We start from the raw sequence: 12,539 nt of genomic DNA on the forward strand, positions 1-12,539 counted from the left end.
CAAAATCAGTCCTGTTTCAGAAAGTTAAAACATATGTTAGTTTTTGCAGTCTGTTTATATCTGCTATTGTAGCGTGAAACTGAAATTTCATCCTATGCCTTGAATGACACAGATATTCTATATTAATGTACAAACAAATTTAAAGTCATGATAACAGGTTTAGTGAAATGTTAAATCATCAAAGCTGTTTACTGACTTGGACGAATGTCTGACATTTTTGTAGAATAAATGATTTAGGTTAATATGGATTGTGTTATCCATTCACCCGAATTTACTGAGGATTAATTGTGGCCGGAATTATTCATGTAGGCAATATTGAAGTAGCCAACCATTTACCGTTTGTACTGTTTGGTGGTCTGAATGTACTGGAAAATCTGGATTTAACAATGCGCACATGTGCACATTATGCAGAGGTTACCCGTAAACTGGGCATTCCGCTGGTTTTTAAGGCCTCATTCGATAAAGCCAATCGCTCTTCCATTCATTCCTATCGCGGAGTAGGGCTGGAAGAGGGAATGAAAATTTTTGCTGCGGTTAAACAGGAATTTGGTGTGCCGGTAATTACCGATGTACATGAACCCTATCAGGCTGCACCGGTAGCAGAGGTTGCCGATGTATTGCAGTTGCCGGCGTTTTTAGCCCGTCAGACTGATTTAGTGGTGGCATTGGCACAAACCGGTAAAGTAATTAATATCAAAAAACCTCAGTTCCTAAGCCCGCACCAGATGAAGAATATTGTTGAAAAGTTTTATGAAGCCGGCAATCAGCAGCTTATTCTGTGTGAGCGTGGCAGCAGCTTTGGTTATGATAATCTGGTAGTTGATATGCTGGGTTTTGGGGTGATGAAAAAAGTTTGTGCTGATTTGCCGGTTATTTTTGATGTAACCCATGCATTGCAGCAACGTCAGGCTGATGCTGCCGCTTCAGGCGGGCGTCGCAGTCAGGTACTGGATCTGGCATTAGCCGGTATGGCTACCCGGCTGGCCGGTTTATTCCTTGAATCACATCCTGAACCGGATAAGGCACGTTGCGATGGTCCTAGCGCTTTACCTTTGGATTTGCTCGAACCATTTCTTGCTCAGGTTAAAGCTGTGGATGAGCTGGTAAAAACCATGCCGGTACTGGATATTAACTAAATAAATATGTTCTTGCATAAAAAAGCAGAGCGTTTTGCTCTGCTTTTTTATTTATCAGGTAAAAATTCAACCAGAAGGATTTTATTGCTCAACAGAACCGGAATTCTGGTACAGCGTAAATAATGGTACTCCTTCATCTCGAATTTTTTTGCCGCCGGGCAAATCAGTAAATTCGATAATTGCAGCTGCCTCTACTACTTCAGCACACAGTTTACGAATCAATTTTACACCGGCATTCATCGTACCTCCGGTGGCAACCAGATCATCTACCAGCAGCACACGAGTACCTGGTTTTACCGCATCAGTGTGCATTTCGATGGTTGCATGTCCGTATTCCAGTTCGTAACTTTCCGCAATAGTAGTAAAAGGAAGCTTGCCTTTTTTACGGATGGGAACAAAACCGACATTCAGCTGATAGGCAAGAGCAGCACCGATAATAAAACCGCGTGCATCCAGACCGGCTACAACATCAATTTTCTGACCCATATACCGGTAAACCATTAAATCTACCAGCAGACGGAAGTACTGCGGGCTTTGTAATACCGGAGTAATGTCGTGAAATAAAATTCCTTCCTGCGGCCAGTTCGGAATTTTGCGAATTTTTTCGGCCAGCGCGTCAACACCTATGACTTCGGGATGAGTCTGCATTATAAATCCTTTAAAAATAAAGACTATATGCGAAAGCTATAAACGCGGGACGAGCGAAGTTATTTGCATATAGTGTATGCGAAAGTTGCGCATAATAGCACTATTCCTGTTTTTCTACAGCCTAATATGAAGCATAAAATGGTCTGTTTTGGTAAAATGGTCGCCATAATTTACACAAATCAACAGGTTGATAACATGGTTAGCACGCCTGATCAAGCTCTTGTCACCAATCCATGCTTACCGTGTGTCTGGTTAGATGATTATATTGCCACCTTACCAGCGGCGATGGGAGTAATGCTCCGGCATGCCCAGACTTTGGTAAATAACAGCTATCCAAAAGACGCGGTAACCTTTGCCGGTGAAGATCTGTATATCAATTTAATGGCTGCTGCTAAATCGGTAGCAGATATGGATTTGATGGCCGATGCTGTTGCCGCCACAATGCTGAGCTGTCTGCCCAATTATGTCACTGACTGGAAAAATATTGTCAAAGAAGAATGTGGTGACAGTGTAATGCAGCTGGTTGCAGGTTTGTATCAGGTACAGAAGCTTACTTATTTTGTCAGCATCAGCCCGCTGGCAACACAGGAGGAACGGCAGCAGCAGGCTGAAGCAATGCGACAGATGTTACTGGCGATGGTATCGGATATCCGGGTCGTACTGATTAAACTGGCTATGCGCGCCCAGACCATGAGCTACCTGAGTAAAGTCACCGACGAAAAATTAAAAAAGGACGTAGCTAAAGAAACCATGACAGTTTTTGCCCCTCTGGCCAATCGCCTGGGAGTATGGCAGCTGAAATGGCAGCTTGAGGATTTAAGTTTTCGTTATCAGAATCCGGATGAATATAAGAAAATTGCCCGTCTGCTGGATGAAAAGCGTACTGAGCGTCTGGACTATATTGAACATTTTGTTGATACCCTCAGACAGCAACTGAGCCGCCTGAATATGCATTTTGAAGTGGCCGGACGACCAAAGCATATCTATTCCATTTACCGTAAAATGGTAAAAAAGAAACTGAGCTTTGATGGTTTGTATGATATACGGGCAGTACGCATTCTGGTGGATACAGTAGCAGACTGTTATGCCACTCTGGGGATTGTACACAGCTTATGGCAACCTATACCGGGTGAGTTTGATGACTATATTGCTCATCCCAAGCCCAATGATTATCAAAGTTTGCATACTGTTGTCGTCGGACCTGAAGACAAAGGCGTGGAAATCCAGATTCGAACTTTTGATATGCATCGTTATGCAGAGTTTGGTGTGGCCGCGCACTGGCGCTATAAAGAGGGTGGCAAGGGTAATGAAGCCTATGAACATAAAATAGCATGGTTACGTCAGTTGCTCGACTGGCGCGAAAATATCGCCGAAAACGATAGTAGCCGTGAAGATCTGTCACGTGCTTTCCAGACAGAACTGTTTAACGACACTATTTATGTTCTGTCTCCGCATGGCAAAGTATTCTCTTTACCGGCTGGTGCCACTCCGATTGATTTTGCCTATGCATTACATACAGATATAGGTAACCGTTGTCGCGGTGCCAAAGTAGACGGGCAGATTGTCCCGTTATCCACACCATTGGAGAATGGTCAGCGGGTTGAAATTATTACTGCACGTGAAGGTAAACCATCGGTTAACTGGCTGCATGACGGTTGGGTGAAAAGTAATAAAGCCATTAGTAAGATTCGTGCGTTTATCCGGCAGCAGAACGGTGAATCCATACGGGAATCGGGACGTGCTGCACTGGAAAAACAGTTAGTAAAAATGCAGGTGCAGCCAAATATTCATAAACTGGCTGAAGCTCTGGGATTTTCCAGTGCAGATGATTTTTATCTGTCTATGGGGCATGGTGAAGTTTCCGGCCGCATGATTCAGAAAGCAGTCGATATTTTACTGGAAAAACCGGAAGCACCGGTAACAGAAAACCATTTAGTCAAACGCAGTAAAATCAAGAAAAATTTTGGTGGTGTTCTCGTTGATGGTGAGGCTGGTTTATTTACGACACTGGCTAAATGCTGCAAACCGGCATTCGGAGACAAAATTATTGGTTTTGTAACACGGGAACGTGGTATCTCAATCCATCGCAGCAATTGTTCTTCGTTTCAATATCTGGCTCAGATTTCTCCGGATAAAGTATTACCTGCATCCTGGGCAAGTGATTCAGCCGGGCAGGTTTTTGCTATTGATATCGAAATTCGTGCCAGAGACCGCAGTGGATTATTACGCGATATTTCTGAAACACTGGCACGCAACCGGCTTAATGTTACTGCGGTACAGACGTTATCACGTGATATGGAAGCTCAGTTGCGATTTACTGTTGAAGTACAACAGGTAAATGATTTACCCCGGGTACTTAGCCACCTGAGCGATGTTAAAGGTGTACTCTCAGTAACCCGTTTATAAGCAATTGGTATCCGCTGCGGATAAATTATCAGCTTATTTATCATTTATCTGAACAAGCCACGGACTTTGTACCTATGTTCGTGGCTTGTTCAAACTGCTTAATATCTATTTCTTTTAAGTAAGAGAGTTTTATGCCTCCGGAAAATATTTTTCAATTAAAGCGTATAAGATAGCAACCGTTTCGCAATCCACTCTTCCGCTATAGTCTGTCGGACGGAAATGCAGTTGAAAAGCACGTATCAGTTTGTTGAATTGTTCAGCATCAGCGTCAGCACCGGTGATATCGTAACCATAACGATTTAATTGTTTTAAAATGGTTGCATTATCAGGTATCCCTTGCTTTGTGAATTGGATTAGATAATTTAATTTGGTTTTTGTATCAAACCAGGCGCCAATTCCAGCTTTGTACAGTTCTTTCCATGGAAAGGCCGCACCCGGATCACTTTTGCGTTGTGGTGCGATATCTGAATGGCCGATAACATGAGTTGGCGTAATGTCCGGATAACGCTGGAGAATATTCAGAGCTAGTTGGTTGAGCGCTTTAATCTGATTTACTCCATAGGATGGAAAAGTAAATATACCGTTATTATCGGTAGCCAGATTAACAACTTCTATACCTATGGAAGTATCATTCAGATTACTACGACCTTGCCAGCTACTGACACCTGCATGCCAAGCCCGGTCTGTTTCTGCCACCAGATTAAAAATACGCAGCTCTTTAAAGCCGGCTGCCTGATAGCTTGCTTCTGCTTCATCCGGAATCAGATAATGAATACTCGTATTTGGACCGGTGAGTGATTTGATCGAATCAGCAAAATTTTCAGCAGTATAATGCAATATTAAAAAGCGTACGCGCTGATTAAAACCGTTTATAGAGCGATAGCTATTGTAGTCAATATTATACATATTTTTTTTCCTTTATATTATAATGATAATTTGTTTAATTTTATATGAATAAGATATTGGTAATTGAAAATTTGTTATTTACTAATCTAAATTTATAGATAATGCTAATAAAATTTTTTAAATTAAATATTTATTAAGATCTTAAGTATAGATAATTATAACATTATTAATATAAAAAGTAAATGTTAATTTATTAATATGTTAATTATATAGTTTTTATATGTAAAGGATATTGAATGATATGCTATCTTTACCATATATCTTCAGGTATAATTATCCTAGTCAAATTTTATTTAAGAAAAGATTTATTTGATTGATTATTTTGAAAGTTTTTATTGATTGTTATTTCAATAAATTATTTTATTACAAAATAAAAAATTTAAAGTTTATATGAAAGTAAAGATTAATCTTTCTTTGTTCAAAAGGTAAAGTTTTTATTATGTTACGAAAGAATATATTATTATATTTTTTATATATTGTATCATCTATCATTTTATTATTCGGGCTTGGTTATACAAAAAATTGGGAAAATAAAGATATAATTGTTGGTTTGATATTTTTGGGTTGTTATATCTTTGGTACTAAATACAGATTTACATCAATAATTTTATTGGTTACTTTTTCTGTTTTATCTTTTTATTTTCCAACTGGAATTATTTATGGCAAGCCGACAGAAGCAATTTTAATATCCTTAATACAAACCAATAAATTAGAAGTTATTGGCTATTTAATGGCTATTAAATATGAAATATTTTTATCTGTTTTATATATAATTATCCAATTTTTTATATATCAAATAACAAAAAAAGAAAAATATAAATTTAAATACTTTACTATCATCGCATTTATATTTTTATATATAGTCAGTTTATTTGGTATCTCAGTTAATCATCATGGTATAAATAGAAACGCCTTTTTAAAAAATTCAATAGATTCATGGAAAGTTATTCGTAAACAAAAAGAAGAACAACGAATAAATTTAGGTGATAGTAGAGCAATTAAAATAGAAGGTAAAATAGATAATAATGATGATACAGAAATAAGGGTAGTTATTATTGGAGAGTCGGTACGTAGAGATTATATGTCAGTATATGGTTATCCCAATAACACAACTCCGTTTCTTAATTCAGCAAAAGGTATTTTTATTAATGGATTTGTATCACCTGGGCCAAATACAGTTTCCTCATTATCACGGATGTTGTTTAAAGCTAATCCAAATGAAAATCAAATTTTATGGGGTATTAATGTCATTTCTCTTGCAAATAAATCTGGATATGAAACATACTGGATTAGTAATCAAGGAGTAAATGGATGGGGTGATGATTTACTTTTTAACTTATCCAAATTAGCAAGTTCGGCACATTTTTTAAAAAAAGGCGATTTTGATTCTGGTGCAAATGATGATATTGAAATGTTACCCGTATTTTCACAAATAATAAATAAAAATCAGAATTCGAAAGTTATATTTATTCATATGATGGGTTCTCATGAACCAGTATGTAAAAGATTAGGAGAATTTAAACCTAGTTTTAATATAAATAGTGAAGCTGGTTGTTATGCAGCTACAATAGAAAAGCTTGATTCATTTATTAAACTCATAACTGAAAATTTAAAAGGGAAAAAATATAAATTGATGTATTTTTCTGATCATGGACTGTCTGTTGAAAAAAAACATTCTTTTCATGATGTAGATTTATATGAAGAGTATCAGGTTCCTTTATTTTATTTAGATTCAAAAGAAGAAAAACATATTAATTTTAATAAAACGATAAGTGGTTTAAATTTACTAGATATATATTCATCATTTATCAATGTAAAAACAAATGTTACCAATAGTGATTATAGTTTTAAATTATTAGATCAGATACAAAATGATCCAGACCCAATTATATACTGGGAAAAATACAAACATATTTCGAGTATACAAAAGAAGCAACCTGCTATAACTGATATTGATGCGGATTTAATTTTGAAAAATGTTAAAAAATTAGACCAAAATCTTCAACTTTCAGATAAGTGTTTTGGGTCTATTGAGGATGTTGAGATTGCTTATCCATCAAATCAAAGGATTTATAGAATATCTGGATGGGCTGCTTCTGATAAAGAAATAAAGCCATTATCTGGAACAGTTGGAAGTTTTATTATAAATAATAATAAAATAATTTTTATAGAAGGAGAGCCAGAATCTAGAATTGATATCCACAAACATTTTGAAGTTCCGAAAGAAATAAGTAGTTTTTATGGGATATCAAGTTATTTAGATAAGAAATATATTAATCCACAAAATAAAATCTATTTTGGTTACAAAAATCAATACGGTAATTATATTATTTGTAGATCTTATTGATAAATATAAATTTAAACAAAATAACCTACAAAAGTAGGTTATTTTGTTTTAAAAAAAGCCAAAGCTATTTACTAATCAAAATAAATGAAATATTCCTAATATCTCTGGCTCTATACACTAAATAGTTAAAGAAAAGACAGAATTTTTCTATAAACTTCCTTTTTAAAAAGTAGAATTGACAGATGTTTAAATTAATTTTGGCATTGAAGAAAATATGTTTGCTAGTAGAATAGAAAATTATTTTCTGATAATTCGACTATTCTTATACTTAATATTTAGATTATTGACTTTAAAAATTATTTACTAATTAATTTTATTATATTTGCGGAATAAAACAAAAGTAATTTGAATATTTTGGCAAGAAGTAAAATAAAAAAACGAATAAAGATACACAAGCAGAAAATTTCACCTGAAATGAAAACAAGTTGTATAAGTTGTGAAGATTCTATAAAAAATAATATACCGTTAATAAAAAACAAAAAGAGGCAGTTTATCAGAGATAATCCGGAGCTGCTAAGTAAAGAAATAAATGAAAAGGATTCACTATTTTCAATATTAAAAAAAATATATTTTACAGGTTTAATAGTAGAAACAGATATAATCAATATAAAAGTTAAAAAATTAATTCCGAGCAGAATTAAGTTTAATTTTCCGATTCCAAGCAAAAGCTTGAATTGGTAAGTATAATCACCAATAGAATAGTAAAATCCAATCATGCAGATTATAACTAATGAGTAACTAGTTAAAAACATAAATAAATCTTCGGATACAAGTCTATAAGAAGAAATCTGAACATTTTTTTCTGCCCGTAAAAAATATTTTATGATTTTTATATTTATTAGTATAAAAAAACTGACTGCCCAGCAATATAAAATGATATATATCATTAAACCATAAATAGTGTACGCTAAATCTCTGTCGATACCTAATAAATAAACAACAAAGTGAAATAGCAAAATCAAACCAATGTTAAGTGCTAATTTAAAAAATAAAGATTTAAAAGAAGATAATTGATTTTTGCTGTTGCGAATGAAAATAGTTTTAGTCGTTTTGAACAAAAAAAAGAAGTATAAAAAGAGAATGAAAGTTATTTCCATCAGAGCCAAAACTGACTCTCGTGTAAAAAATTCATTTATATCTCTAAAACCAGTAAGGAGTTGGAGTATAATGAAAAAAACTATTGTAAATATTAAATAGTTAATTAAAAATCTGATCAATTTTCTGCGATTTAAGTAATGCTGAATCATATTTAAATTTTATTGTAAATAAAAATTATTTTATTATATATAAATCTTTTTTAAATTAAATATATTTAAATGTTGAGGTTTGATTTAAATCATATATATAATTGATCATTATATTGATGAGTCAGTTATCTTAATTGCCTTAAATTACAGCGACTGGAAAATAATATTATCTACTGCTGAACTCATTAAAATGTTTAGATTTATCACTAGCTGTTTGTATATTATGAATGACTGTTTAAAAATTAATTCTGGCTCGGGCTATTACATTTCTAATTAAAATGCTGCATTTGGTGCTGATGTTATAAATAATTGAACACGGAATAAGTATATTGATTCTTAATTAAATATATAACGATACAAGTCATCATATTTATTTTGCAGTAAGTATTGAGTGAATTTCATCTGCTTTTTTCCGGAATTAATTAGTTAAAATTTTTATCATTAAGCTGAACGTAAGAAAAGCCATTTGATTATTTTGGCGAAAAATAAAATTAAAAAACAGATAAAGATACAAAAAGAACAGCAGAGAATATTTAACTAAAACAATATCTGTTTGATTATAATAGGCACTTAATAATCTATAACCCAAAATACTGATAAAAAAGGTAATAAGAAATAGTGTGAAATTAAACAGTAAAAATTTAAATGAAAGTGATTGTTTATTTTCAGTTCGGAAAAATTGCTTTTAAAGCTCTAATAACTATAGAAAATAAAAAATTAATCAGTGCTATTAAACCTAAAAAAAACTTGCGCCTGATCGTTCACATTCATCATAAAAATAAAATTACTCCAACTGAACACAGTATAAATATAAAATAGCTGACAAATAATATTAAATAATTTCTAGATAATTTTTTATGCAAAGAAATTTGAATTATTTCCGTTTTTTTATTATTTCATTTAACAAATTCAAAGATAATTATATTTATGTATTCTTTTTAATGTAAAGAAAAAAATATTTTAGTTGGATTCTGGGTAAAATTTTCTGCCTTCTGTACGCTGTCTGTAAGCTGGTAACACTGGTAACATTACCGGAAATTATTAATAATATCCGGTATCTCTGGTTTCCAGTCATCAGTATGTAGTTTAATGAAGAGATAAATATTATTTTGACAAATTTCTGAAAATACCCGGTATTATCTAAAGATGATATTTAACACAGGCAGCAATGTTTCAGGCATTCCATAATTGTATATTCAGTATTGTAAATAAAATTTCTGGATATTCCGGTATTGTTTATTGGTAATATTAATAAATCTTATAATAATCAGATTGATATATTTGTACTAATGTAAAGCATCATATATCTTTTCGGCCAGAGCAAGGCTAATACCTTCCGTCTGACTCAGATCATGCACACTGGCAGCAACCACGCCGCGCAAACCGCCAAAACGAGTTAATAGTGCCTGACGCCTTTTGCTGCCAATACCCGGTATGTCGTTGAGTGAAGAAGTGACTCTTGCTTTCGCACGTTTCTGCCGATGGCCGGTAATGGCAAAGCGGTGAGATTCATCCCGGACAGTCTGTAACAAATGCAGAGCTGGATTGTGCGGTTCTACCCTGATATTGCGCTGCTGATGCGGAATAATCAGCTCTTCCAGTCCGGCTTTACGTTCCGGACCTTTGGCAATGCCGACTATCGGAATATGAATACCCAGTTCCTGCCATACATCCAGAGCCATATGTACCTGACCTTTGCCTCCGTCTATGAGCACCAGATCCGGCCACGCACCGATACTGTTATCATTATCTGCCAGTCGTCCGTAGCGACGGGTTAATACTTCGCGCATGGCGGCATAATCATCACCAGCCTTTGCGGTTGTAATGTTGTAGCGACGATATTTGGCAGGCTGCATAGCTTCATCTTCATATACTACACATGAAGCAATAGTAGCTTCGCCCTGAGTATGGCTGATATCAAAACATTCAATCCGGTTGAGATTTTCTGCATCCATATCCAGCAGTTGAGCCAGCGCTTCAATACGGTGTTGCTGGCTATGCTGCTGTAAACGATGCTGTTCAATAGCCATATGTGCATTGCGTTCCGCCATATTCAGCCACACGCGCCGTTCACCTACAGTTTTATGGATAAACTGAATCTGTTTACCGTTTTCGTTGTTCAGTGCTTCACACAGGCTTTTGGGCAGCTGAAAATTACTGATAATGATATCCGGCTTATTTTTACCCAGATAGTGTTGTGCAGCAAATGCCTCTCCATAGTGATTGAGTTTTTCGGCAACACGGTAGCGAGTATCTGGAAAAAAGTTTTTATCCCCGACATGCCGGCCGCCGCGAATGCTAACCCAGTGAATACATACAATATCATTTTCTTCAGCCAGCGCAAGAATATCAATGTCATTGTGACGAGCCTGTTTGCTGTCTATAAATTGCTGAGACTGCATTAGCCCCAGTGCCTGAATCTGATCTCGCACCTGTGCTGCCGTTTCAAAATCCAGCTGTTCAGCAGCATGTTGCATTTTGGTATGCAAAGAAGCAGTCAGCTCACTGGTTTTTCCCTGCAGAAAGCTGATCGCAGCTTTAACACTGCTCTGATAATCTTCAACTGTGATATGCCCTGTACATGGACCGGAACAACGCTTAATCTGATAAAGCAGACAGGCACGGTCGCGATGCTCAAACACACTATCTTCACAAGTACGCAGTCTGAATACTTTCTGTAATGTCTGGATGCTGTTACGTACCGCATAGCCATTAGGATAAGGACCGAAATACTGGTTATTTTTTTTCAGACTGCCGCGGTAATACGCCATTTGCGGGAACTGATGTCCGCTCAGCATCAGATAAGGATAGCTTTTATCATCCCGGAACAGAATATTGTATTTCGGCGATAATGCCTTAATAAAGTTATTTTCCAGAATCAATGCTTCTGTTTCTGAATGAGTGGCTGTAATTTCAATTCGCGCCACTTGTTTCACCATAAGCTGAATCCGGGGCGATAAATCGGTTTTCTGAAAGTAGCTGCTGACACGGCGTTTCAGATTCACTGCTTTGCCCACATATAATACTTTATCATTTGCATCGAGCATGCGGTATACACCCGGCACTAAAGGCAGGTTTTTAAGAAACAGAGCTATATCAAATTTATTACTGTCAGCATTGCTGGATGATGTGGCTGTGGTATTGGTCATAGTAATGGTATATCTGGTTAACAACTATGTATGCAGCCATAAAAAAATCCATAAGCTGCGTAAACAACTTATGGATAAGGAGTAAAATAGTCAAGAGTAAAAATTTATTTACAATTCAGTCGTACATCTTCATCATAACGTTTAATCAGCGCATCGCGATTATTGGTGCGCAGACTGTCAGCCATTTGACGGTTCATCTGCGAAGTTTTGCAGGCGGCTTCACGGTTTTTCTTGTTTTGTTCTTCAATTTTTTTGTTCCGCTCATCTGTCAGCTTGTTCTGTTCTTCAATTTTACGGTTAAGTTTTGCCTGCTGTTCTGCTATTGAATCAGAACTGGCTTCAGCATTAGGCTGAGGTGCTGCTACAGGCGTGGCAACCTGTGTGCGCACGTTAAAACGCTGAGTTTTAGCAGGTGAAAGATTAACCGGGGTGTCTGAGTATTCATTTACGCCTTTGTTATCACGCCATGTATATACCTCCACAGCACCTGCTATTAATGTGCTGCCCATCAGTACCATTGCCAGTGACATTTTCAGTATTTTGTGACGCATGTTTACTTTTCCTTGGGTTTGAAATATATGTTTTGACTATTATACGATAAAAAAAACCAATGTTTGCCAATTGACCGGTTTATGTAAAAGTATATTTTGCGAGTGTGTCGTATATTTGTTAAAATTGCCCGCCAATTCCCTTACTCTGA

At 35.6% G+C, this 12,539-nt stretch carries 8 protein-coding genes; 4 read left to right on the top strand and 4 right to left on the bottom strand.

What is annotated here, in order from left to right; translation table 11 throughout:
• Window positions 1–296: 296 nt before the first annotated feature.
• On the top strand, window positions 297–1,136 hold the full coding sequence (kdsA, locus tag H3V00_RS05200; RefSeq protein ID WP_110414514.1) for a 3-deoxy-8-phosphooctulonate synthase: 840 nt from the start codon (window positions 297–299) through the stop codon (window positions 1,134–1,136).
• A gap of 81 nt (window positions 1,137–1,217) precedes the next feature.
• Here kdsA and H3V00_RS05205 read toward each other — a convergent pair whose 3' ends face one another.
• Window positions 1,218–1,784, bottom strand: a complete 567-nt coding sequence (locus tag H3V00_RS05205) for an adenine phosphoribosyltransferase (RefSeq protein ID WP_198206879.1) — start codon at window positions 1,782–1,784, stop codon at window positions 1,218–1,220.
• A gap of 195 nt (window positions 1,785–1,979) precedes the next feature.
• Between H3V00_RS05205 and H3V00_RS05210 the strand changes: the two genes are divergently transcribed.
• A complete protein-coding gene (locus tag H3V00_RS05210) occupies window positions 1,980–4,190 on the top strand; it encodes a bifunctional (p)ppGpp synthetase/guanosine-3',5'-bis(diphosphate) 3'-pyrophosphohydrolase (protein ID WP_198206878.1) in 2,211 nt (736 codons plus the stop codon).
• A 129-nt stretch (window positions 4,191–4,319) separates the two neighbouring features.
• Here the strand turns inward: H3V00_RS05210 and H3V00_RS05215 are convergent, their stop codons facing one another.
• The gene (locus H3V00_RS05215; RefSeq protein WP_198206877.1) at window positions 4,320–5,096 is read right to left on the bottom strand and encodes an N-acetylmuramoyl-L-alanine amidase; all 777 of its coding nucleotides are present in this window, start codon (window positions 5,094–5,096) and stop codon (window positions 4,320–4,322) included.
• 439 nt (window positions 5,097–5,535) lie between these two features.
• Here H3V00_RS05215 and H3V00_RS05220 point away from each other — a divergent pair, with 439 nt between their 5' ends.
• On the top strand, window positions 5,536–7,443 hold the full coding sequence (locus H3V00_RS05220; RefSeq protein ID WP_025331074.1) for a phosphoethanolamine transferase: 1,908 nt from the start codon (window positions 5,536–5,538) through the stop codon (window positions 7,441–7,443).
• A 1,892-nt stretch (window positions 7,444–9,335) separates the two neighbouring features.
• Window positions 9,336–9,509 (top strand): hypothetical protein, encoded by a 174-nt coding sequence (locus tag H3V00_RS11425; RefSeq protein ID WP_198206876.1) that lies wholly within the window; start codon window positions 9,336–9,338, stop codon window positions 9,507–9,509.
• A gap of 467 nt (window positions 9,510–9,976) precedes the next feature.
• Here the strand turns inward: H3V00_RS11425 and uvrC are convergent, their stop codons facing one another.
• Together uvrC and H3V00_RS05230 are read right to left on the bottom strand one after the other, a co-directional pair.
• Window positions 9,977–11,839, bottom strand: coding sequence for an excinuclease ABC subunit UvrC (gene uvrC / locus H3V00_RS05225; protein ID WP_198206875.1), 1,863 nt, complete (start codon window positions 11,837–11,839; stop codon window positions 9,977–9,979).
• 104 nt (window positions 11,840–11,943) lie between these two features.
• Window positions 11,944–12,390, bottom strand: coding sequence for a DUF4124 domain-containing protein (locus H3V00_RS05230; protein WP_198206874.1), 447 nt, complete (start codon window positions 12,388–12,390; stop codon window positions 11,944–11,946).
• Window positions 12,391–12,539 lie beyond the last annotated feature (149 nt).

This window comes from Snodgrassella sp. W6238H11 (genome assembly GCF_016100525.1).
Classification (GTDB): Bacteria; Pseudomonadota; Gammaproteobacteria; order Burkholderiales; family Neisseriaceae; genus Snodgrassella; species Snodgrassella alvi.